Genomic DNA, 22,317 nt, shown 5'->3' on the forward strand with positions numbered 1-22,317 from the left:
ATTGATTTCGGGGTTAAGCAGGGTCTTGAGCCAATGCCCATTGGGCATGAATTTGCAGCAATCCCTCTCGCAAACTCACCTGGGGTGTCCAGTTCAAGACCTGCTGGGCTTGGCGAATATCGGCAATCATGGTCGTCAGTTCTCCCGACTCAGCCGAGGCGATCTCCCACTCGACGGCAGCTCCAAACACTGACTCCGCCAGTTGAACCAATTCCATCACCTGCACCGCTTGGCCACTGCCAATATTAAAAATATGAAACCCAGGGACGGTCAACTGAGCCGCTTGCTCTAGGGCCGTCACCACATCGGCAACGTAGATGAAATCTCGCAACGCTTCGGGCATCCGTAAAACGAGGGGTTGCTGGTGAACAAGACAGCTGATCACGTAGGGCACGAGAAACGAGGGATGCTGTCCTGGCCCATAGACATTAAACAGCCGTAAACACACCGCAGGCACTTGCCAAGCCGATGCCTGTTGGCGACACAGTTGCTCTGCCAGATACTTGCTGAGGCTGTAGGGACGACTGGGGGAGAGAACCGCCGTTTCTGGGACCGGGGGTGGCATCGGTATGACCCTGGTAGATACCACTGGTGGAGGTGAGGACACACCGAGCGCCCACTCGCTGGCAATAGTTCAATGCCGCTAAGGTGCCCCCCACATTCACGTCCCATGCCTCATGGGGCGCAGCCGCAAACTGCTGCGATCGCACCACCGCTGCCAGATGCAGCACCACCTCCACCTTGGCGGTACAGCCAGCCAGCATCCGGACATCCCCCTGCCAGGTTGTGACTTCCCATCCCTGGGACTGCAAGTAAGGTACTAGGTGCTGACCGATAAATCCGCTGCTACCGGTCACGAGGCAGGAGCTTGGCCTGGAACTCATACCCAACTGGCTCGATGACTCAGGGCTCGCAGGGGGGATTTTAAGTCAGAAAACTGAGCTAAGTAGCGGCGAAACCACTCAATGGTCAACTGCAGACCCTGATCCAGATCTACCTGGGGACTCCACCCCAGTAATTGTTGGGCTTTTTGGTTATCCGCACACATGCGCCAGATTTCCCCTGGGCGATCGGGCAGTTCTCCCACCCGCAGTTGCGATTGAGAGTCGGTCAAGGTATGAATGCGATGAACTAAATCCCGGATGCTGGTTTCTACCCCACACCCGAGGTTGATCACCTCACCCACAGCCTCGGGGCAGGTGGCTGCGAGGATAAACCCATCGACCAGATTCTCGACAAAGTTGAACTCGCGGGTTTGCCGTCCTGCCGTGGTAATAATATCCTCACCGCGCAGGCACTTAATAATCAGTTCAGCAATTACCGCCCGAGGACTTTGATAAGGCCCATAGGCATTGAAGGGACGGAGCACCACAACAGGTTTATGGACAGAATGATGTTTCATCCGGGCATAGAGTTCCCCCGCGTATTTGCCGACAGCGTAGGGAGAGAGAGGAAAGGGCGTTGCCTGCTCTTGAAAGGGGACGCTGGCTTGGAGACCATAGACCTCGGAGGTGGAGATATAGATCAAGCGCTGATAGTCTTCATAGGACTCAAACAAGTTTGCGGTGCCTTTGGCATTACATTCCATCGCCTCAGAAACCTGGAGAAAACTGTCCCCGACATGGTTGTAGGCAGCCAGGTGAAAAATGATATCGGGCTGAAGGCGCTGAATCTGCCGCAGGGAGTCCGGGTTGCGAAGATCGGCTTCAATGGGGGTGATGTGCTCCCAAAATCCGACAATCCGAATATTGTCAATCACAGAGTAGTACTTGACGAGGACGGAGACTTCGGCCCCGGCCTCGACCAAACGGCGACACAGATGGGAACCAATGAAGCCACTGCCACCCGTCACCAAAACTTTTTTACGTGCTAGGGACAATCCGGTTCCTCCTGCTGGGTGAAAAAAMGCAACAAAATCCCGCTCAGCCTGATCTAATTCCTGGGGGGTATTAAAGGTGATCTGCGGCCCTGGGTAGGCATACATCCGTAATTGCCGCTGGGCAATCAACTGTCCAAAGAGTTGCACCAGCCCTTCTCCATCCGGTAATCGCAAGAGTTCAGGGTCAAGGTGCTCCAGGACGGAGCGCTCGAGGAGCATATGCCCCACATAGTATACCTGGAGGGGTTTTTCCTTAAAGGAACTGACCCAGCGATCGCCATCGGCGGTGACTAAACCAAAGGGACTTTTGACCTTAGCGGTGGTGATCGTAATTTTGGCACCACTGGCCTGATGATCCGCCAACATCGCGGGTAGATTGACATCAATCAGGGTGTCACCGTAGGCAATAAAGGCGCGATCTCCCATGAGGTCTTGCGCCTGGTGCAGCCGTGCTAACATGCTGGCCCGTTCCCCTGCCTGGGAAAATTCAAACGCCGCGTCTAAGGGAGTTTGACAAAAGAACTCCTGGATCATCTCTCCCCGGTAGCCAATGCAGAGCACAAACTCCCGGAATCCTTTGCGAATGTACGAACTCACCAGGTGTTGCAGAATGGGTTGGCCCTGTAGGGGAATCAGCGGCTTGGGGATTTGATTGGTTAACGGCTGCAATCGTGTACCACGACCACCGCAGAGAATCACGGTCTTCATTCTGCCAAGACTTGGCCCTGAAACACCCTACCGATTCTACACGGTTGAGGGTCGCAATCAGGAACTTGCCCGTGGAAGGCTCGGAGACAGGCATCAATCGCAGAGATCACAGGCGCTGTCGCAACCGCGACAGTGCCAACAACCGATTCGCCACCCTGGCACCGAACAACAGGCGGGCAAATAACCACCGGTGGGGAATTAAATGGTGGCGGAACATCCCCCAGCCAAAGTAGCGCAGGGTTGTCCAGACGTAGGCACGGGCGATCGCCCCCTGATGTTGCGCATCCGCAGTGGTCACCAGAGTCCAAATCGTGGCAGCGATATCCTGCCGCAGGGTTTGCTGGGCAGCCACGTTCAGCGATCGCTGCTGCACAAACACAGGCAATAGTTCCGCCAGGAGGACAATGGTGTCGGTGGCTGCTGGAGCCGATGTCGGCAAGATTTTTTGACTCAGGGGCATCAAGGCCAGGGTTAAGCGCTGGGTTGACCAGGTTGGCAACCAGGTCTGAACATTAACCACACTGGTTTGCAACGGCTCTCGGCGAGTTGGCTGATCGACAACCTGGGACAAGGATTGGGGATGCCAACGAATATCGGCCAAGATCTCCGGTAATACCGCGATTTTGGCTCCCTGTCGCAGGAACTGCCCATATAACTCGTAGTCCTGGGCCCAGGAAAAGGCAGGGTTGTAACCGCCGTAAGCGCGTAACAAGCTGGCGCGTACCATCATGCTGGAGTGAGCCAGACAGTTGATAAACAATAAATTCCAGGTAGTTTGAACGTCGCTGATGGGCGGTGGCGGTTCAAACAGTTGCTGACCGCTGGCATCAATATAGCGATAGCGACTGGTCAGCAGGGCAATTTCGGGGTGGGCGGAGAGAAAGGCTCTTTGGATTGCCAATCGCTGGGGGCGAGAGAGATCATCTGCGTCTTGAATCGCCAGATAATCTCCCCGCGCCTGCTCCACCCCAACATTTAAGGCGGGGGTGCGACCAATATCCCGACCCAGTTCAATGATACGAATGCGATCGTCCTGGAAGTGACGGGCGATCTGCACCGATCGATCCGTGGAACCGTTGTCCACCAGGATCAGTTCAAAGTCAGGGTCGGTCTGCCCCAAGAGACTGGCGATCGCAGCCTCAACGTAGGGTTCTCCATTGCGAACCGTCATAATCACACTGACAAAGGTCATCATGACTCCTGCCGGGGCGAGAAGTGTTGTTGGCAGAACCGTAAGGTCTGGCGAATATTGTCGGTCAAACTGATGTGGGGTCTCCACCCCCAAGCCTGTAGCCGATCGCAGCGAAAGTCTAAGCTACCAGGAGTCTCCTGGGGCAAGGGTTGGGGGCGCTCCAGCGGCAAGTGACGTCCGTAATCCGTCTGATAAATCCCTTGTACGGCCTGGGCAACTTCTAAAATACTGTAGGTTTTGAGGCCCCCCAGGTTTAGGGTCTGAATCTCAGGGGCAGGCTGGCGCATCACCTGTTCAATGGCAGCGACCACATCCCTTAAGGCAATAAAGTCGCGGACTTGCAACCCCGAAGACCTCAGTACTAGGCGTTGTTGCGCGATCGCCTGACGACATAAATCGTTGATCACAATCGTCCAGCAGTTGACATCGGGGGTGAGGGGGGGACCGTAGGAATTAGAGAGACGGAGAATAGTGGCTCCCTGTTGGCGCTGACGGGCGTACATGGTGGTGTAGAGTTCTGCCATCCCGTGGGTACTGCCATAGGGATGAATTGGGGCTAAGGGAGTCTCCTCCGTCACGCGATCGCGGCCATTGGCCCCATAGACATGAAAGGTTGACAGATAAATCAACTGAGCAGGGGCAGATCCTACGGCGGCCCAGAGATTTAACGTGCCCTCAACATTGACCCGCAACGCTGCCACGGGATCCCGTTGACAGCTGGGGGCATCCAAGGCCGCTAGGTGAATCACCCGATCAATGCCATCCCCAATGCCTCTCAGGGTCTGGGGTTGGGTCAGGTCACCTTGCCAAACTTCAAGCCCTGACACCCAAGCTTGTAACTCCAGGGGGTCCCGGCGCACCAGGAGGCGTAACTGACAGTCCGAACGCTGACGCAACTGCTCCACCAGCTGACCGCCAATATAGCCCAGGGCCCCCGTAATCAAGACCTTCATCGATGCTTTAAGGCCCAATCGTAGGGAATAGAGGGATCAAAAGGGTCTTTGCGTTCAATCTCAGTGGCCTCATGGGGGAGCGTGGCACAATTGGCGACCATGGCAGGCTCCACCCCAATCCCTTTAAATCCATTCCAGATCAAGGGCGGAATGGTGACCAATTGGTACTGATCGGGTCCGAGAAATAACTCTTGCACCACGCCTTTGGTCTCCGAATCTGGGCGATCGTCATAGAGAACCAGCTTTACCATGCCGCAGATGACTGCATAATTCAGAGTCATGCGTTTATGGAGATGCCACCCCTTAATCACTCCTGGATAGACCTTGGAAAAATAAATCTCCCCAAACTGCTGAAAATGGGGATCATCCATTCGCAACATATGGAAAATCGTGCCCCGCTCATCGGGGATTCGGCGGAGGGGATGGCTCTGAACACCCTCAATCATGCTGGCTTGCCCTCCTGATATCCTTGGGAAAGATAATTTCGATACCAAGCGACGGTTTCCCTTAATCCCTGGTCTAGGTCATAGGCAGGAGTCCACCCCAAGCAGTTTCTCGCGTGTTGCGCCGACAGATATTGATGGGGAATTTCGTGGTGGGCTTGATTGAGAATCACAGGGGACAAGTCCGATCGCCCCATCACTTGAATCAGCTGTTGAACCACTGCTAAGGCAGTGGCTTGACTTTCGTTACTGAAATTAAAAGCTTGCCCCACGACTCCTGTTTCCCCCATCTTTTCGGCTAGACACAGGTAGGCTAGCACTGCATCTTTCACATAGAAATAATCGCGAATGAACTGACCATTACTGCGAATAATCGGTGGTTCTCCCGCCAACAGTGATTGAATTGTACCCGGAATCAGGCGATTAAAATTCAAGTCGCCCCCGCCATAGAGATTGCCACAGCGGGTAATACACACCGGCAAATTATAGGTTTTGTAATAAGTATGGGCAATTAAATCAGCACAGCTTTTAGACACGTCATAGGGAAAGTAGCCTTGGAGCGGACTGGCTTCCGTATAGGGAAGCTGGGATTGCACTCCATAGGCTTTGTCACTGGAGGCAATCACAATCCGCTGCACCGTTGACACCCGCCGACAGGCTTCCAGGAGATTCCAGGTACCTTTGATGTTGGTTTCAAAGGTAGAAATGGGATTGCGATTGGCAATGCCAACAATGGTTTGAGCCGCTAGATGAAAGACGGTCTGAATTTCATATTCATTGAGGATGCGCTCCAGGGTGACAGCATCTTCAACGGTTCCTGAAACCCGAATCATCTGCTGGTCGAGTTGCTCTCGAAACAATCGGGAGTCAGGTACCCAATCCCTGACTAACCCCACCACCTGGGCTCCCCGATGGATCAACTCCTGGGTCAACCAGCCTCCGAGAAATCCACTACAGCCAGTTATCAACACAGGACATCTCAACCAGGGGTTACGCATCCCAGACGCTCCATGGTGCCTGCCCCTGCTGCCACAGTTCTTTGAGATACTCATAGTCCCGGAGAGTATCCATGCACTGCCAAAACCCTCGGTGGTGATAGACCTTCATCTGCCCTTGACTGGTTAATTGTTCTAGGGGTTCTCGCTCCAGCACACAGCTCCCCTCGGGGGTGAGGTATTCAAACACTAAGCGGTTAAAGACAAAATACCCTCCACTGATAAAGGCCTGCTGCACTTGGGGTTTCTCCCGAAACGACAGCACCTGATCCCCTTCAATCCCCAATTCCCCATAGCGAGAGGGCGGGGAGACCCCGGTGACGGTGCCAATTTTGCCGTGGGCATGATGAAAGTTGAGGAGGTCGTCGAGGTTGAGGTTACTAACCCCGTCGCCGTAGGTCAACATAAAGGTCTCACCCTCAATGTATGGTTCAATGCGCTTTACCCGTGCCCCCGTCATCGACTCTAAGCCCGTATCCACCAGCGTCACGCGCCAGTTAGTCTCAGGGTGTTGATCGAGTAATTGGCGGCGCTGACTCCCCAACTCAATCGTAAAGTTGCTGTGGAGCCATTCATAGTTGAGAAAAAACTGCTTAATCACATCGCCCCGGTAGCCAAGGCAGAGGATGAAGTCTGTCAACCCGAAGTGGGCATAGGTTTTCATGATGTGCCAGAGGATGGGCTTGCCCCCAATTTCCACCATCGGTTTGGGCTTAAACTCAGTTTCCTCCCGGAGGCGGGTGCCTTTACCGCCGCACAGAATCACTACTTGCATGCCTGATCTCACGGAAACCTGATCAGTCTACCCCAAATTTTGCTAATCCTGCGGGAAGCCAAGCACGGTAGACACGAATTGTCTCGGAAAAACTGCTATAACCTAAGCTTATAGCGGCGCTGGGGTTTTGGTGAACTTGAGGAAACATGGGTAAATCCATCGCAGTTATTGTAAGTGCTGTTTTGATCGGTAGCCTTGGAGCTATCTTGGTAACGCTCCAGTCTGCCCCCTCTAGACTGGCTGCTGCGGTCAACAGCCCTAGCGATCCGGTCATTGCTGCGGCTGGGGATATTGCCTGTGAGCCAACCATGAACAGCAATATCAATGGGCGGCAAGCCGGACAGACCTGCCACATGCAAGCCACCTCTGACCTGTTGATGGCGCAAAGGTTTGAGGCTGTGTTGGCCCTAGGCGATCTCCAGTACGAGGATGGAGCCTTAGTCAAGTTCCAAAAATCCTATGATTTGACTTGGGGGCGAGTGAAAGCGATCACCCATCCAGCGGTGGGGAATCATGAGTATGGAACCCCAGGGGCAGCAGGTTACTTCAGTTATTTTGGCGGGGCGGCTGGTGCCAAAGACAAAGGCTATTACAGCTTTGATATTGGGGCTTGGCATTTGATTGCGCTGAATGCCAATTGTACTAAGGTAGGATGTCAGGCTGGCTCTGCCCAAGAACAGTGGTTAAAGGCAGACTTAGCAAAGCATCCGGCCAAGTGTACCTTGGCCTATTGGCATCAACCCCGGTTTTCTTCAGCATTGCACGGTAATAATGCGGCTACTGATGCCTTCTGGCAGGATTTATACCAGGCAGGAGCCGAGATTGTCCTGAACGGACATGACCACGATTACGAACGCTTTGCTCCCCAAACTCCCGCCGCGATCGCCGATCCCCAGCGAGGAATTCGGGAGTTTGTAGTGGGGACAGGGGGGAAAAGCCTGTATCCCTTTATCAAGGTGCAACCCCGAGAGTGAAGTTCGCAATGATGATACGTTCGGGATTCTCAAGCTGGTGTTACACGCCAATAGCTATGAATGGCAGTTCATCCCAGAAAATGGTAAGACGTTTACAGATTCAGGGAGTGGCACTTGCCATTAAAGGTAGCGGATGGCAGGTAGCCTAGGATAGCTTTAGAGGATGCAGCGCCGATGCTGGGAGGCTGCCTGACTCCCTATGGGGATAGCTGCGGCAACTGCTGAATTTGTGCCTTGAGTTGCTCAGAGCTGTGGGCAGGGTCGAGGCAGCTGAGACCCTGGCAGACCAGCCCCACCACCCCTGTGGGCAAATTAGGGGCAAGGGCGAGGACGACGGTTGGCAGGTACTGCTGGCTCAGGGTGGCAATTTCAGCCGCAGAGGTACGAACTAAGATTGGATGCTGATACCAGCCGAGGGCCGCGAATAGGCTGGGACAGGCGCGAGAAAATTGGGTCATGACGCTACCAAAGCTTTGCAATGCCTGCTCCGCTTGCTGAAAATAGCCTAGATTCTCGGTCAAGAGAAAGAGACGCACCAAATTTGCGATCGCAATACCATTGGCAGCAGGCGTGGCACTGTCCATGTAACTTCGTTCCCGCACCAACAGGTCAGCGCTGGCATCCACCGCAGTGTTAAAGTACCCGCCGACATCTTGACCCCAGAGCCAACGATCCACCTCAGCTTGGATCTGTATCGCCTGAGTTAACCCAGCCGACCGCCTGCTCCGGCAAGTTGGCGAGACTCGCCTGATGCAAGTCCAGCAGTGCCTTGACTAACAAGGCATAGTCTTCCGCCTGGGCCAAGATCTGGGGGGAACCATCATAATTGAGGCGGTGTAACCGCCCCCCTGCCATTGGTGATCGAGAATGAATTGAGCCGCATCAGTGGCCAGTTGGAGATAATTGGGCTGCTGCCAGACCGTGGCTGCCCGTGCCAGCCCGGAAATGATCAAACTATTCCAGGCCACAATCATTTTGGGATCGGTGACGGGGGGAATCCGACCCGGCCACGGATGGGATCTGGCTGCTTGATTATCCAGAGCGGGAGGAAAGGTCTCGATCCCATTGGGGAGAGTACCGTAGCGCTGGGCAAACAACTGGGCGATCGCCGCTTCTACTTCATCGGAAAGCAGGCCGAGATGACGACGCTGGAGGACGTTTTGGCCTTCGAAGTTCCCCTGGGGTGTGACCGTAAAGGCTGCTTGTAAGTTAGCTAGTTCCTTCTCCTGCAGCAGCCGTTCCAGATCCCGGTAATCCCATACATAAAAAGCGCCTTCTTCCGGTTCAGGGGCAGTGGCCTGGATGAAACTGTCCGCATCCTGAGCGGCGTAGAAATATCCCTGGGGGGATCTCATTTCCCGTTTGAGCCACTGTACAGTACCGGCGATCGCCCGCTCCAAAGCCGGTTCCTTAACCCCAGCACTCCAGAGATTTGCGAAAAACTCCATGATCTGCCCATTGTCATAGAGCATCTTTTCAAAGTGGGGGACTGTCCAAGTGGCATCGACGGTGTAGCGATGAAAGCCCCCCCCGACATGGTCATAGATTCCCCCCAGTGCCAGATCTTGTCCCCGCTGGGCACAGACGCGGTAGGCTTGCTCACGGCTATCCCAGTAGACCGTGCCCTGTAGGGCCAAATTCGCATAGGGCATCATCGGGAAACAAGGCCCGACTCCAGCCGCAGCAATCACACCGGTATTCTGTTCCACGCCAGTTTGGAGCAAGTTGGCAGGTAATTGCTGGAGAGGCTGAAGCTGGACAGCCTGCTGCAAATGGTCGAGAAGTTCAGTCTGGAGCGATCGCACCTTGCCATGTTCCTGGTTATAGTAGCGCCGCACGGCCTCTAAGACCTGCAAAAAACCGGGTCGTCCATAGCGAGGTTCGAGGGGGAAATAGGTACCACCATAGAACGGCACCAAGTTTTCTGGGGAGAGGAACAGATTCATCGGCCAGCCCCCTTGGCCCGTCATCATTTGTAATGCCTGCATGTAAATGCTATCCAGATCGGGGCGTTCTTCCCGATCCACCTTAATGGGGAAGAAATAGGTGTTCAGATAGTCGGCGATCTCCGGATCGGAAAAAGCTTCACCTTCCATGACCGTGCACCAGTGGCAACTGGAATAGCCGACGGACAGAAAAATCAACCGCTGATCCTTCCGGGCGGTTGTCAGGACTTCCTCACACCAAGGCCACCAGTCAATAGGATTCTCAGCGTGTTTTCGCAGGTAGAGACTTTGGGCTTGAGCCAGACGATTGGGCATAGTCAGAGGAGGCATTGCCAGTTGATAGTTTACCTCGGTGGTGATTGGCATCGCCGCTCCTCGGAGGCTAAAACGGTCTGCGGCGATCACCGCTGCCCAGGCACAGACAGCAAAAGCCCCTGGGAGTCTGACCATGTTTCGACCCCAGGGGCTATTTCTTCCGAATTACTCCTCACACTGGGTTAACTTTAAAACCGTCTGCAGATGTTAGAGCTAGAAAGAGTGCCACTTTCTTGATTGTCCTTACCGCTCTGCCTCCCAATGAGGGGGTTCCGGCATCCCAGCGCTCTTCAAGATATGCAGAATTTTATCGGGCTGATCCAACTCTCCGACGATGCGGCGCACCGGGCGCGGCCACACTCTCACCAGCGTCGGGGTTGCCAAGACTTGATCGACCTCGGCTTGCTCAGGATGCTGATGGATATCTATCACCTTCAACGTATAGGGGTCGTGGAGGGACTGCTCCAACAGTTGATGGAGAATATTCAGCGTCCGCTCCGTCGCCAGACTATGCCCAGAGACAAACAACCGGAGCACATAGCCGGAGGGCACTGGGGATGCTGCTAGCGAACGAGGTGTCGTTGTTTCTAAAAAGGTTTCGGGGTTGCTCAAGGCGCACTACTAAATCATGCTCTTCCCAGAGTTGGGGAAATTGGTGACGATAGGTTGCCAGCAACATGGGGTCACATAAACTAGTCTGCGAATCGGCGGGGTGCCAGGGGAGGTTCCCCAAGTTGAACACCGCATTCAGCAGTGCCTGGTAGCGTAAAACCGGGGGATAAGCTTCCCCAAAGACCTGAACTTTCTGAGTATGGGGATCTCGCCAGCGATCGACGGTGGCAGTATAACAGGGAACTAAAAAAATGCGGCGGCTCCGTCAGACCCAGCAGTTCCTGGAGAGCCGTACAGAGATGGAGATGCCAGCGACTCTGTTTGCTGACATCGATGCCATAAATCAGATCTCCCCCCGGTGTAAACAGGGCGATGCCTTTGAAGAGATTGGGAGAATGCACCTGGAAGTCTGGAGGCAAGGGATGGAAAGATAGAGAAAGTCAAGTCACTTTGATTATGACCGAGCAAGTCGGAATGGTATACATCGTGGGAGCAGGGCCAGGTGATATTTCTTGCCTGACCCTCAGGGCATTGCAGATTCTCGACCGGGCGGAAGTCCTGGTTTATGATGCCCTGATCGACAGCCGTGTCCTGGCCTTAGTCCCGAAAGACTGTTGCATCCTGCAGGTGGGCAAGCGAGCGGGACAGCCCAGCACTCCCCAAACTGAGATTAATCGCCTGCTGGTGGATTACTGCCAGCAAGGGAAGCGGGTGGTTCGCCTCAAAAGTGGCGATCCGTTTGTCTTTGGCCGCTGTGCCGACGAATTACAAGCTCTGATCGACGCTGGCTGTGGCTTTGAAGTTGTACCGGGACTCTCCTCAGCCCTGGCAGCTCCCTGCCTAGCGGGGATTCCCCTCACAGATCCTCTCCGGAGTCGCTGTTTTGCCGTGGTCACTGCCCACGAGCCAGCGGCTTTGAACTGGCCCGCCTTGGCTCAGATCGAAACTCTGGTGAGTTTTGATCGGGGGGGCAAGGTTCTGGGGGAAATCGTGCACCAGTTACAGCATCTTGGGCGATCGCCCAAGATGCCCATTGCGATCCTGCGTTGGGCAAGCCACCCCCAGGAGCAAGTCTGGATCAGTTCCCTAGGCACCGTGGTGGCTGATACCGTCGGTAAGTCCCTTGCTCCTGCCGTCATTGTGATTGGAGAGGTGGTGAACTTACGGACTGATTTACAGCCTCTGGAGAGCCGACACCCCCCCATAGGGACGACCCTTGCTGCCCTGGTAGCGCGGCAATGGCTGCCTCCGGTATCCGATCCTGTACTCTTGAACCCTTCTGTATCTATATCTATATCTATGACTGCAACCGAGCCGCTGCCGCCCCTGCCCTTGAGGGGTAAAACCATTCTCGTAACCCGCGCTGCCGGACAGTCGAGTCAGTTTTGCCAGCAATTGCAACAGCAAGGTGCAACGGTGCTAGAAATGCCAGCCCTGGAAATTCAACCGCCTGGGAGTTGGGAGGCATTGGATCGGGCGATCGCCCAGCTAACCTCCTATTCCTGGTTAATTCTCACCTCTGCCAATGGGGTTGACTACTTTTTCCAACGGTTGGCAACCCTTGGCAAGGATGTTCGAGGACTGGCCGGGGTGAAAATTGCCGTCGTCGGTGAAAAAACAGCCCTCAGTTTGCAGCAGCGTGGGTTGCAGCCGGATTTCATTCCCCCTCACTTTATTGCCGATGCCCTCGTGACCCATTTTCCGGAACCTGTGAGGGGGCAAAGGATTCTATTTCCCAGGGTGGAAACTGGAGGACGGGAGGTCTTAGTGCAGGAATTAACCGCCCAAGGGGCGATCGTTATCGAGGTAGCAGCCTATCAGTCAGGGTGTCCCCCTGAGATTGAACCTGCGGTCTCCGCTGCCCTCCAAACCCGACAGATTGATATCATTACCTTCGCCAGTTCCAAGACCGTGGCATGCTGTTGTCAACTCCTGGGTACCCAGGCAACGGAGCTGCTGAAGTCGGTCTTGATTGCTTCCATTGGCCCCCAAACATCCCAGGCATGCCGGAGGTTGCTGGGACGTGTGGATATTGAAGCAAAGAACTATACTTTGGAGGGGCTGACGCAGGCAATCTCGGAGTCAATGATGCACGCTGACAGAACTCATGGGTAAGGATCGATCAACGCAGAGGTGGATGAATGGGATTGTCAGTCGTCAACAACCCTCAGCAGGAGTCCAGGGCAAACGACGGCGGTGGCTACTCTCCCTCAGCCTAGGGATGACCCTACTAGGAGCCAGCCTCATTGCCGACAACGGGGCAGCCAGTGCCCGACAACGCCACCGACCCGAGGCGACCCCTCCCCCCGTTGATGCTTCCCCCCCCAATGCTGAGATGATGCGGCGGGAAACGAACCTCCGCGTGGAGTACTTTGTCAATCAAGGCAATGGGCACTTTGCCCAGCGAGACTATCGAGGAGCGATCGCCGCCTATACCCAGGCACTCCAGGTCGATCCCAACAATGACAGCGTTTACTACAACCGAGCCAATGCCAGGATGCTCCTAGCGGACTACGGCGGAGCCCTGACCGACTATGGTTACGCGCTGCAGCTGAATCCTGGGAGTGTCAATTCCCTGATTGGTCGAGGACTGGCCTTCTATAACCAGGGCAACTTGCAGTCGGCGATCATCGACTATAACCGGGCGATCCAGCTTGACTTCAACAATGGCTATGCCTATCTCAATCGGGGCAATGCCTATTTTCGCCGGGGTGCCTATCGAGCTGCGATCGCGGATTACAACAAGGCATTACCCTACGGTTCCGACTTCTTTGAAGCTTATTACATTCGTGCGACAGCCCGGTTTCGCCTCGGCGATTACCCCGGAGCCGTTGCCGATTACTCCGAAGCCCTGCGCCTCAACCCCCAGCAGATAGATATTGCCTATAAACGCGCCACGGCCCGCCTGCGCATGGGAGATAACCAGGGAGCCGTTGCCGATTTTAACTTTGCTCTCCGCTTCTATCCCAGCGATCCAACGCTCTACTACGAACGGGGTACGGCCCGTTCTCGTCTGGGAGATAAGCCAGGAGCTATTGGCGATCTCCAGCAGTCGGCATCCCTGTATCAACAACAGGGCAATTACGAAGCTGCACAACGGGCAACGGCGTTGGTGATTCAACTGCAAACCCCCCCCGAAACCGCCCCCCGCCCCGAAACCAAAGACTCCCCCAGTCAAAAGAGTCAACTTTCCCCATGACCCGCCTTGAGAGTCCGCCGCAACGGTGGATTGGTCTCACGGGCGGCATTGCCACTGGCAAAACCACGGTAGCTAACTACCTGGCAACTCACCACCAATTGCCGATCCTGGACGCCGATGACTACGCGCGGGAGGCGGTGGCACTCGGTTCTGGGATTCTAGCCCGGATCGTGGATCGCTATGGTAGCGAGATCCTCTGTGCCGATGGTCAGTTGCATCGTCAACGCCTGGGGGCGATCGTGTTCAATCATGCCACTGAGCGCCAGTGGCTAGAGCAGCAAATCCATCCCTTCGTGCGCCATCGCCTGGTTCAGGAACGTCAAGCTTTCCCAGCGGCACAATTTCCCTGCTTGGTTTTGGTGATTCCCCTGCTCTTTGAAGCCCAGATGATGGATCTGGTGACGGAGATTTGGGTGGTATTTTGTACCCCTGCCCAACAACTGGAGCGACTCTGCCATCGCAACCAGCTCACCCCGGCCCAAGCCCAAGCCCGCATTCATAGCCAATGGCCACTGACCGAGAAAATTGCCCGCGCCCACGTGGTTCTGGACAATTCCACCCGTCTCGGGAGGCTCTATCACCAAATTGATATTGCCGTTGCCTCTCAGCAATGATTACAGGATCAGGCAATGACCTGTTGGGGGGATTCCTGGGGGAGATTCATCGCCACACGAGGAAGGCGATGTTTGAATCCACAAAGAATTTCCCAAGAAATGGTGCCTAGGAGGGCGGCCCAATCGTCTGCCGTAATTTGATACCCCCCGTCCCGACCCAGGAGTGTGACCACTTCCCCTTCCTGCACCTCCGGTATCTGGCTGATGTCAAGCATCAGTTGATCCATGGTTACGGCCCCGATCTGGGGGACACGCTCTCCTCGAATTAACGCAGTCATACGGCCGGAGAGATTGCGAGGAACGCCATCGGCATAGCCAATCCCCACCACGGCAATCCGAGCCGTTTCCTCAGCAAAGAACTGGTGACCATAGCTGACCCCTGTTCCCGGTTGAATGGTCTTCACCTGGGTGACTCTGGCTTTCACTTGCAGCGCTGGTTGTAAGTCCACCACTGATTGCAGGTGGGGAGCCGGACAGAGACCGTAAATTCCCAGTCCCACCCGGACGAGATCGTAGTGCAAGGCTGGATCGGTGAGGGTGGCTGCCGAATTTGCCAGATGTAAGCGAGGCGGGGTAATGCCGGTGGCTCGCAGCTGGGCGATCGCTCGTTGGAAGCGGGCTTGTTGCTGACGCATCATCGTCGGGTCAGGGTTATCGGCGGTCGCCAAATGGGAATAGATACTGGTGATTTCCAGTCCGGGTAGGCGATGCACCAATTGCACAAACTCCGTTGCCGCCTGCCAGGGGGTGCCCAGTCGTGACATCCCGGTGTCTAACTTCACATGCACCCCTAGGGTTTGTCCTAAGGCACCCAAGGTTTCTGAAAACACCAGGGCTTGCTTGGGGGTGCAGAGGGTTGGTTGTAATTCCCAGCCAGCGATCGCCTGAATTTGTTCAGGGGTATGGGTGGCTCCCAAGATCAGAATCGGGGCTCGAATCCCAGCTTCCCGCAGGGCAATGCCCTCTGGAATCGTCGCCACCCCTAACCAGGTAACACCATGCTGCAAGATTGTCTGGGCAACTGTAACAGCTCCATGGCCGTAGGCATCTGCCTTCACCACCGCCATCAGATCGGTCTGGGGCGACAACAGCCCCCGGATCTGGCGGACATTGTGCGCCAGTGCGGTCAAATCCACTTCAACCCATGCCCGCTCCCGTAGCGGCTCCCTTGGCAAGTCACAGCAAGGGGGGGCAACGGCTGGATTTCGTTCCCAGTTAAACATGATTTCTCACTCCTTCACCACACACTATTCAGTTATTGGTCGGGTGCCTGAGGGGCGATCGCGACCCACCGATGCCAGTTGCTGCCAAAAGCATAGCCTGAGTCGATTGGAGTTTCAAACTCCGAATCATCCAAAATTGTTTTGGGGTGGTCGTTTCCTGAGTTAGCAAACCCAGAAATTTTGCCGGAGATTGCAGCTGCTGTGTTACCATCTGTGAAAATCTAAACTTCTCTTGATCATCAATGAGCAAGGTTCTGGTGCTGAATGCCTCCTACGAACCGCTCAACATCACCAGCTGGCGACGGGCGGTTGTCTTGTTGATCAAAGGTAAAGCGGAACAGGTCGAACACAACGGTAAAGTTGTCTACTCAGGATTTCCTCTTCCTACGGTGATTCGGCTCCGCCACTATGTGCGAGTTCCCTACAAAGAAATTCCTTTGACCCGTCGCAACATTCTCCATCGGGATAGTCATGCCTGCCAATACTGTGGCTATACCGGAGAGAACTTGACCCTCGATCATGTGCTACCCCGATCACGGGGGGGGCTGGACACTTGGGAAAATATGGTGACCGCTTGCGTTCATTGCAACGTTAGGAAAGGAAATCGTACCCCCAAAGAAGCGAATATGCTTCTGCGGCATTCCCCCCCGCAAACCCTACAGTAGCCTCTATTTTGAGGTGGCTAAACACCTGAAAAGTGGCCGCCACGGTGAATGGCAAAAATATGTGATTGGTTCAGATCTGCCAGCGGAACCTTACAATGCGGATGGCAATGGCAAATTCTCGGTGTTTAGTTTCTGAAGCCTGAATGGTTTTACTTAGGATTTTTCAGACCGATGCGGAAGCACCCCGAATTTGCCTGTAGTCAAGAAGTCAGGAATTTGCTTGGGCATTTAAAAGAATGAGGCAACAACAAGGCGTTACAGTGTGGTTCACGGGTCTAAGCGGTGCCGGGAAAACCACGATTAGTCGAGCAGTTGAGAAAGAACTCCGCGATCGAGACTATAAAGTCGAAATCTTAGATGGAGATATCGTGCGGGAAAATCTGACGAAAGATCTGGGTTTCAGCCGCGATGATCGGGATGAGAATATCCGTCGAATTGCCTTTGTGGCTTCATTACTGACACGAAATGGTGTCATTGTGCTGGTTTCAGCTATTTCACCCTATCGGGAAATTCGGGAGGAAGTCCGCCAACGGATTGGTCACTTTGCCGAAGTTTTTGTCAATGCTCCCCTGTCAGTCTGTGAACAGCGGGATGTGAAAGGGCTTTACAAACGAGCGCGGGCTGGCGAAATTAAGAACTTCACAGGCATTGACGACCCCTACGAGCAACCCCAAAGTCCTGAAATTGAATGTCGAACGGATCTTGAAGCCATTGATCAGAGTGTGATCAAGGTACTGACCTATCTGGAGACAGGCGGGTATTGCAAACCGAGTCTGTCAGCTGTCACCACTGGGTGATTGATAGGAACACCAGTCACTCCAACTGCCTGCGTAGAGTTTACCGGTTGAAATACCGGCGATCGCCAGGGAGAGTAGATCGACGCAGGCAGTCACTCCTGAGCCGCAGTAGACAATAATTTCATCGGCTGCCTGTAGCCCTGCCCAGCGTTGCTGCTGCTCAGAGAGAGGTCGAAGATAACCATGGGGGTCTGTGATCTCCTGCCAGGGATAGTTAACAGCTCCGGGAATGTGTCCAGCAATTGGGTCAATCGGCTCCTGTTCCCCCCGATAACGTACGGCTTCCCGCGCATCAACCAAGGCAACCCCCGGCAACTCCTTATGGGCTTTGACGGTGGCGATATCGACAACGTAGTCGGGGCGAAGTTGGGGAATGAATCGCCCCGACTTCCATAGTGGCAGCTGTGAAGTCACTGAGTAGCCCGCTCTTTGCCAAGCTGTGAATCCCCCATCGAGCACTGCAACTCGCGGATGCCCCAAGTAATGGGCCAACCACCAGAGGCGGGCAGCAAATGCCAGTTTAGAGTCGTCATAGGCGACGAGGAGGGTTGGCGGAGGGGAATCGCCAGAATGAAGTCCCATCGCGGTAAAGGTTTGGGACAGAGTGTCGGGATGGGGGAGGGGATGTCGTCCGCCATGCCGTTGCAATGGGCCAGAGAGATCTCGGTTGAGATCGAGATAGTAGGCACCGGGGAGGTGCCCGATTTGATATTGCTGCTGACCCCAGATCGGATCTGTCAAGGAAAATCGACAGTCCGCAATCACCACCTGGGGATCTTGGAGATGATCCCACAGCCAAGCAGCCGAAACCACCCGTTGAGACTCCGTCATAGCCTATTCACAGCAGTGAGCCTCTTTCACTTTAGCAAGCATCGCGGATGCTCGACCTCTTGGAGACGGAGGGCTGGCAGAGCGTTATCATAGGCTGATTTTCACACCACCCAACCTAGCTTCATGGGGATGTGGTTTGTTTGCCAGTCCCGCTCAGAGGTGGGCTGAATCGGCTAAGATGCTGGCAAAGATCCCCCTCCGAGCGGCGGCAATGTGATCACAGGGGCTGCTGCTGGGAATACTCAATTCTAAAATGCACACCTCTGATTTCCCTGACCTTGAGATGAACCCTGTCTCCACTCCTGTTGTTCCACCTCCCACCTCTCAATCAACTCCGGTGATCCAAACCCTGGAACTCTCCAAGCGTTACCGCCTGGGGTTTTGGTTAAACCAGACGATTGACTCCTTAAAGCAATGTACGCTCACCGTGTTCCAGGGTGAAACCTTTGGCTTACTTGGACCCAATGGTGCGGGCAAAACCACGCTCCTCAAGGTTTTACTGGGGATTGTGCAGCCCACGGCGGGGCGGGGGTTTTTGCTGGGGAAGGCGATTGGCGATCGCAGCATTAAGCAGCGGGTCGGGTACCTGCCCGAAAATCCCTACTTCTACGACTATCTCAGCGGCTGGGAATATCTAGAGTTCACCGCGGGTCTATTTGGGATTCCCCGGTCTGTCCAACGCCAACGAATTCCCCAATTGTTAGATCTGGTGGGGTTGGCTCAATCTGCCGCCCGGAAAAAGCAACTACGGCAGTACTCTAAAGGGATGCTTCAGCGCATCGGCATGGCTCAGGCGCTGATCAATGATCCAGAATTGGTGTTTCTGGATGAGCCCATGTCGGGGTTAGATCCGATGGGACGCTACCAGATTCGTGAGATTATTTTGTCCCTCAAAGCCCAGGGCAAAACCATCTTTTTTAATAGTCATGTGTTGTCGGATGTGGAAATCATCTGCGATCGCGTCGCCATCCTGGCTCAGGGTGAACTAATCTGTATCGGCGCTCTAGATGAACTGCTCGGCCATGTCGATGAGTACCATATCAAAGGTCGGGGGGGTGATCCAGCTGCTTTGACCCAATGGATACCCGGCCTAGAGATGCAAGACCACTTTTGGGAGGGGCATCTCCAGGGCTTGCCCCAGGACTTTTTGACGACCCTTGCGGCCATGGATGCCCAAATTATTGCTCTCAATGTCGTCCGCCCTTCCCTTGAAGAATTTTTTATTCAGCAACTCCAGCAACGGGGAATCCGTTCCAGCAGCTAGGGTGACATCGGAATACCTAGGAATCGCTATAGGCATCCATCGGTAAGCAGGCACAAACCAGATTGCGATCGCCGTAGGCATTGTCAATCCGCCCCACCGCTGGCCAGAATTTATGTTCCCGTGTCCAGACGGAGGGAAACACGGCCTGTTCTCGGGAATAGGGACGATTCCAGTCTGCGATCGTTAAGTCCACCGCGGTGTGGGGGGCAGTTTTTTAGCAGATTGTTGTGGCGATCGACTTCACCCCGCTCAATCGCTTGAATCTCAGCCCGGATGGCAATCATGGCCTCACAGAAGCGATCAAGTTCCTGCTTCGACTCACTCTCCGTTGGCTCCACCATCATGGTGCCAGCCACGGGCCAGGACACCGTCGGCGGATGGAATCCATAGTCAATCAACCGCTTGGCAATGTCATCAACTTCAACCTCAGCGGTTTTCTTAAACTGGCGCAAATCCAGGATGCATTCGTGGGCCACCAACCCCTGCTGACCTTGATAGAGAATCGGGTAGTAGGGTGCCAGCCGATGGGCAATGTAGTTGGCATTGAGAATCGCCACCTCCGTTGCCTGGGTCAAACCTTGAGCCCCCATGAGGGCAATGTATACCCAGGAGATGGGCAGAATGCTACCACTGCCCCAGGGAGCTGCCGCCACTGCCCCCACTCCCTGCGATCCCCCCGTTGCCACCACTGGATGACCGGGGAGGAACGGCAGCAGATGGGCAGCCACCCCGATGGGCCCCATGCCGGGGCCACCACCCCCATGGGGAATACAGAAGGTTTTGTGGAGATTCAGATGGCAAACATCGGCTCCAAAATCCGCCGGGCGGCATAATCCCACCTGGGCATTCATATTGGCACCATCCAAATACACCTGACCACCACACGCATGGACAAGGGCACAAATCTCGCGAATGCCTTCCTCAAAAACCCCGTGGGTGGAGGGATAGGTGACCATCAAGGCCGCCAATTGTTGTTGGTGCTGCTTGGCCTTGGCTCTCAAATCGGCGATATCGATATTGCCGTGGGCATCACAGGCGATCGCTACCACTTGCATCCCGGCCATGACGGCACTGGCGGGGTTGGTGCCATGGGCAGATTGGGGAATTAAACAAACGGTGCGATGCCCTTCCCCGCGATGTTGATGGTAGGCCCGAATCACCAGCAGCCCTGTATATTCCCCCTGGGAACCGGCATTGGGTTGCAGGGAAATGCCCGCAAATCCAGTAATTTCTGCCAGCCATGTCTCTAGTTGTTGAAACAGCAGTTGGTAGCCCTGGGCTTGCTCTAGGGGGACAAAGGGGTGCAGTTGCCCAAACTCCGGCCAGGTCACCGGTACCATCTCAGCAGTGGCATTTAACTTCATGGTGCAGGAACCCAAGGGAATCATGGCCGTGGTCAGGGAGAGATCCTTGGCCTGCAAGCGATGGATGTAGCGCAATAATTCGGTTTCAGAATGGTAGCGATGAAACACCGGATGGGTGAGGTAGGGGCTGGTGCGAGGACCATAAGCTGCCGGTGTTTCTGCCAGCAAAGCTGACACTGTAAAGGGTAGAGGCTGTTCCTCGGCAAAGAGGGTCAGCAAATCCTGGAGATCTTGCAGCGTTGTGGTTTCATTGAGGGAAATGCCCAGACTATTTGGGGCGATCGCCCGCAGATTGATCCGCTGCGATCGCGCCCGTTCCAGTAACCTCCACCCTCGATGCACCTCAACCTGAATCCGCACAGTGTCAAAGTAGGGCGGCTGTCCCAGTTGATAACCCAGTCGCTGTAAACCCAGGGCTAGGGTCTGGGTAAGTTGTTGAATCCGCTGGGCAATTTGTTTCAGACCCGCTGGCCCGTGGTAGACGGCATACATCCCAGCCATCACTGCCAATAAAACTTGGGCGGTACAAATATTACTGGTGGCTTTATCGCGGCGGATATGTTGTTCACGGGTTTGCAGTGCCAACCGCAGTGCCGGGTGACCGTGGACATCTTTAGATACCCCCACCAACCGTCCAGGAATCTGCCGCTTGTAGGGTTCTCGGGTGGCAAAGTAGGCCGCATGGGGGCCGCCATACCCCATGGGAATACCAAAGCGTTGGGTATTGCCAATGGCAACGTCGGCTCCAAATTCACCGGGGGGAGTCAAGAGCGTTAAGCTCAGGAGATCAGCAGCCACAATTGCCAGGGCTCCCCTTGCGTGGGCCTGGTCAATGAAGAGCTGGTAGTCATAAATGGCCCCATCGCTGGCGGGATATTGCAGCAAGACAGCAAACACTGGGGTGTCAAAGTTAAAGCTGCGATGATCTCCTACCACTACCTCAATGCCCAGGGGTTGAGCACGGGTTTGCACCACGGCGATGGTTTGCGGATGACAGGTATCGGACACCCAAAAAGTCTTCACCCCCTGCTTCGCCTGGAGACCATAACACATCGTCATAGCTTCCGCCGCCGCGGTGCCCTCATCCAGAAGCGAGGCATTGGCGATTGCCAATCCGGTGAGATCACTCACCATGGTCTGGAAATTCAGCAGGGCTTCTAAGCGCCCCTGGGCAATTTCCGGCTGGTAGGGAGTGTACTGGGTATACCAGCCAGGATTTTCTAAAATATTGCGCTGAATCACTGGCGGGGTAATGCAGGGGGAGTAGCCCATGCCTAGGAAGGAGCGAAATACCTGATTCTGAGCGGCGATCGCCCGCAGGGTTTGTAAAACATCATACTCACTGCGTCCAGCAGGGAGTTGTAGCTCTCGAGATAGGCGAATCGCAGGGGGCACGGTTTTGGCAATCAGAGCGGCCAAGCTCGGGAATCCTAGAACTTCTAGCATCTGTGCCTGATCCGCCAGACTTGGCCCCAGATGGCGCGGCACAAAGTCCTCCCCTGCCCAAGCCTGCACCGTTCCCCGATCGGTTTGGGGATCTTGGGTCGATGGCGCAACTAGGATGGAAT

General features: G+C 54.9%; 17 protein-coding genes and 4 pseudogenes. 7 read left to right on the forward strand and 14 right to left on the reverse strand.

What is annotated here, in order from left to right; translation table 11 throughout:
• Positions 1–13: 13 nt before the first annotated feature.
• The 8 genes from DO97_RS06395 to rfbF all read right to left on the reverse strand — a co-directional run bounded on the left by DO97_RS06395 (position 14) and on the right by rfbF (position 6,945).
• The gene (locus DO97_RS06395) at positions 14–499 is read right to left on the reverse strand and encodes an NAD-dependent epimerase/dehydratase family protein (protein ID WP_420805858.1); all 486 of its coding nucleotides are present in this window, start codon (positions 497–499) and stop codon (positions 14–16) included.
• The gene (locus DO97_RS30125; RefSeq protein WP_036531878.1) at positions 429–857 is read right to left on the reverse strand and encodes an NAD-dependent epimerase/dehydratase family protein; all 429 of its coding nucleotides are present in this window, start codon (positions 855–857) and stop codon (positions 429–431) included. The genes DO97_RS06395 and DO97_RS30125 overlap by 71 nt, the downstream gene beginning before the upstream one ends.
• A gap of 23 nt (positions 858–880) precedes the next feature.
• Positions 881–2,587 (reverse strand): GDP-mannose 4,6-dehydratase, encoded by a 1,707-nt coding sequence (locus DO97_RS22990; RefSeq protein ID WP_052128462.1) that lies wholly within the window; start codon positions 2,585–2,587, stop codon positions 881–883.
• A gap of 106 nt (positions 2,588–2,693) precedes the next feature.
• Positions 2,694–3,782, reverse strand: a complete 1,089-nt coding sequence (locus DO97_RS20750) for a glycosyltransferase (RefSeq protein ID WP_081980652.1) — start codon at positions 3,780–3,782, stop codon at positions 2,694–2,696.
• Positions 3,779–4,732: an NAD-dependent epimerase/dehydratase family protein gene (locus DO97_RS06415; protein ID WP_036531880.1), complete on the reverse strand. Its 954-nt coding sequence runs from the start codon at positions 4,730–4,732 to the stop codon at positions 3,779–3,781. The genes DO97_RS20750 and DO97_RS06415 overlap by 4 nt, the downstream gene beginning before the upstream one ends.
• Complete coding sequence (locus DO97_RS06420) at positions 4,729–5,178, reverse strand: dTDP-4-dehydrorhamnose 3,5-epimerase family protein (protein WP_036531881.1); 450 nt, start codon at positions 5,176–5,178, stop codon at positions 4,729–4,731. Before DO97_RS06420 ends, DO97_RS06415 begins: the two co-directional genes overlap by 4 nt.
• A complete protein-coding gene (locus DO97_RS06425) occupies positions 5,175–6,173 on the reverse strand; it encodes a GDP-mannose 4,6-dehydratase (RefSeq protein WP_036531883.1) in 999 nt (332 codons plus the stop codon). The genes DO97_RS06420 and DO97_RS06425 overlap by 4 nt, the downstream gene beginning before the upstream one ends.
• The gene (rfbF, locus tag DO97_RS06430) at positions 6,166–6,945 is read right to left on the reverse strand and encodes a glucose-1-phosphate cytidylyltransferase (RefSeq protein WP_036531885.1); all 780 of its coding nucleotides are present in this window, start codon (positions 6,943–6,945) and stop codon (positions 6,166–6,168) included. The genes DO97_RS06425 and rfbF overlap by 8 nt, the downstream gene beginning before the upstream one ends.
• A 146-nt stretch (positions 6,946–7,091) precedes the next feature.
• Between rfbF and DO97_RS06435 the strand changes: the two genes are divergently transcribed.
• A complete protein-coding gene (locus tag DO97_RS06435; RefSeq protein WP_052128464.1) occupies positions 7,092–7,919 on the forward strand; it encodes a metallophosphoesterase family protein in 828 nt (275 codons plus the stop codon).
• 197 nt (positions 7,920–8,116) lie between these two features.
• On the opposite strand, the pseudogene DO97_RS06440 reads toward DO97_RS06435, so the two are convergent.
• Together DO97_RS06440 and DO97_RS30840 are read right to left on the reverse strand one after the other, a co-directional pair.
• A pseudogene (locus DO97_RS06440) lies at positions 8,117–10,180 on the reverse strand (thioredoxin domain-containing protein).
• A gap of 243 nt (positions 10,181–10,423) precedes the next feature.
• A pseudogene (locus tag DO97_RS30840) lies at positions 10,424–11,193 on the reverse strand (circadian clock KaiB family protein).
• Between the two features lie 55 nt (positions 11,194–11,248).
• On the opposite strand from DO97_RS30840, the gene cobA reads away from it, so the two are divergent.
• Genes cobA through coaE form a run of 3 tightly spaced genes read left to right on the forward strand, consistent with a single transcriptional unit; the run spans position 11,249 to position 14,605 of the window.
• Positions 11,249–12,907 carry a uroporphyrinogen-III C-methyltransferase gene (gene cobA / locus DO97_RS06450; RefSeq protein ID WP_036531886.1) on the forward strand — a complete coding sequence of 553 codons (1,659 nt, stop codon included), beginning with the start codon at positions 11,249–11,251 and terminating at the stop codon, positions 12,905–12,907.
• A gap of 22 nt (positions 12,908–12,929) precedes the next feature.
• Entirely contained in the window at positions 12,930–13,991 is a 1,062-nt protein-coding gene (locus tag DO97_RS06455) for a tetratricopeptide repeat protein (protein WP_052128465.1), read from the forward strand.
• Entirely contained in the window at positions 13,988–14,605 is a 618-nt protein-coding gene (gene coaE / locus DO97_RS06460) for a dephospho-CoA kinase (RefSeq protein WP_036531887.1), read from the forward strand. The genes DO97_RS06455 and coaE overlap by 4 nt, the downstream gene beginning before the upstream one ends.
• Positions 14,606–14,613: 8 nt before the next feature.
• Here the strand turns inward: coaE and alr are convergent, their stop codons facing one another.
• Together alr and DO97_RS23765 are read right to left on the reverse strand one after the other, a co-directional pair.
• Positions 14,614–15,828: an alanine racemase gene (alr, locus tag DO97_RS06465; RefSeq protein WP_036531888.1), complete on the reverse strand. Its 1,215-nt coding sequence runs from the start codon at positions 15,826–15,828 to the stop codon at positions 14,614–14,616.
• A gap of 28 nt (positions 15,829–15,856) precedes the next feature.
• Positions 15,857–16,039 carry a hypothetical protein gene (locus DO97_RS23765; protein ID WP_156120471.1) on the reverse strand — a complete coding sequence of 61 codons (183 nt, stop codon included), beginning with the start codon at positions 16,037–16,039 and terminating at the stop codon, positions 15,857–15,859.
• 31 nt (positions 16,040–16,070) lie between these two features.
• On the opposite strand from DO97_RS23765, the pseudogene DO97_RS20755 reads away from it, so the two are divergent.
• Both DO97_RS20755 and cysC read left to right on the forward strand, forming a co-directional pair.
• Positions 16,071–16,629: pseudogene (locus DO97_RS20755) on the forward strand (HNH endonuclease).
• Positions 16,630–16,729: 100 nt separating this feature from the next.
• Positions 16,730–17,290 carry an adenylyl-sulfate kinase gene (gene cysC, locus DO97_RS06480; RefSeq protein WP_036531890.1) on the forward strand — a complete coding sequence of 187 codons (561 nt, stop codon included), beginning with the start codon at positions 16,730–16,732 and terminating at the stop codon, positions 17,288–17,290.
• On the opposite strand, the gene DO97_RS06485 is transcribed toward cysC, so the two are convergent.
• Positions 17,270–18,121, reverse strand: coding sequence for a sulfurtransferase (locus DO97_RS06485; protein WP_036531892.1), 852 nt, complete (start codon positions 18,119–18,121; stop codon positions 17,270–17,272). The genes cysC and DO97_RS06485 overlap by 21 nt on opposite strands.
• Positions 18,122–18,404: 283 nt before the next feature.
• Between DO97_RS06485 and DO97_RS06490 the strand changes: the two genes are divergently transcribed.
• Entirely contained in the window at positions 18,405–19,385 is a 981-nt protein-coding gene (locus DO97_RS06490) for an ABC transporter ATP-binding protein (RefSeq protein WP_036531929.1), read from the forward strand.
• 16 nt (positions 19,386–19,401) lie between these two features.
• Here the strand turns inward: DO97_RS06490 and gcvP are convergent.
• A pseudogene (gene gcvP / locus DO97_RS06495) lies at positions 19,402–22,264 on the reverse strand (aminomethyl-transferring glycine dehydrogenase).
• Positions 22,265–22,317: the final 53 nt, after the last annotated feature.

This window comes from Neosynechococcus sphagnicola sy1 (genome assembly GCF_000775285.1).
Taxonomy (GTDB): Bacteria; Cyanobacteriota; Cyanobacteriia; order Neosynechococcales; family Neosynechococcaceae; genus Neosynechococcus; species Neosynechococcus sphagnicola.

What these genes read in the sequence shown, in the direction of transcription:
- cysC (WP_036531890.1), top strand. Translation starts at nt 16,730, where the DNA reads ATGAGGCAACAACAAGGCGTTACAGTGTGGTTCACGGGTCTAAGCGGT.
- DO97_RS06490 (WP_036531929.1), top strand. Translation starts at nt 18,405, where the DNA reads ATGAACCCTGTCTCCACTCCTGTTGTTCCACCTCCCACCTCTCAATCA.
- DO97_RS06425 (WP_036531883.1), bottom strand. Translation starts at nt 6,173, where the DNA reads ATGCGTAACCCCTGGTTGAGATGTCCTGTGTTGATAACTGGCTGTAGT.
- rfbF (WP_036531885.1), bottom strand. Translation starts at nt 6,945, where the DNA reads ATGCAAGTAGTGATTCTGTGCGGCGGTAAAGGCACCCGCCTCCGGGAG.
- DO97_RS06485 (WP_036531892.1), bottom strand. Translation starts at nt 18,121, where the DNA reads ATGACGGAGTCTCAACGGGTGGTTTCGGCTGCTTGGCTGTGGGATCAT.
- DO97_RS06455 (WP_052128465.1), top strand. Translation starts at nt 12,930, where the DNA reads ATGAATGGGATTGTCAGTCGTCAACAACCCTCAGCAGGAGTCCAGGGC.
- cobA (WP_036531886.1), top strand. Translation starts at nt 11,249, where the DNA reads ATGACCGAGCAAGTCGGAATGGTATACATCGTGGGAGCAGGGCCAGGT.
- DO97_RS06435 (WP_052128464.1), top strand. Translation starts at nt 7,092, where the DNA reads ATGGGTAAATCCATCGCAGTTATTGTAAGTGCTGTTTTGATCGGTAGC.
- DO97_RS06420 (WP_036531881.1), bottom strand. Translation starts at nt 5,178, where the DNA reads ATGATTGAGGGTGTTCAGAGCCATCCCCTCCGCCGAATCCCCGATGAG.
- DO97_RS06415 (WP_036531880.1), bottom strand. Translation starts at nt 4,732, where the DNA reads ATGAAGGTCTTGATTACGGGGGCCCTGGGCTATATTGGCGGTCAGCTG.
- coaE (WP_036531887.1), top strand. Translation starts at nt 13,988, where the DNA reads ATGACCCGCCTTGAGAGTCCGCCGCAACGGTGGATTGGTCTCACGGGC.
- DO97_RS20750 (WP_081980652.1), bottom strand. Translation starts at nt 3,782, where the DNA reads ATGATGACCTTTGTCAGTGTGATTATGACGGTTCGCAATGGAGAACCC.
- alr (WP_036531888.1), bottom strand. Translation starts at nt 15,828, where the DNA reads ATGTTTAACTGGGAACGAAATCCAGCCGTTGCCCCCCCTTGCTGTGAC.
- DO97_RS23765 (WP_156120471.1), bottom strand. Translation starts at nt 16,039, where the DNA reads ATGGTAACACAGCAGCTGCAATCTCCGGCAAAATTTCTGGGTTTGCTA.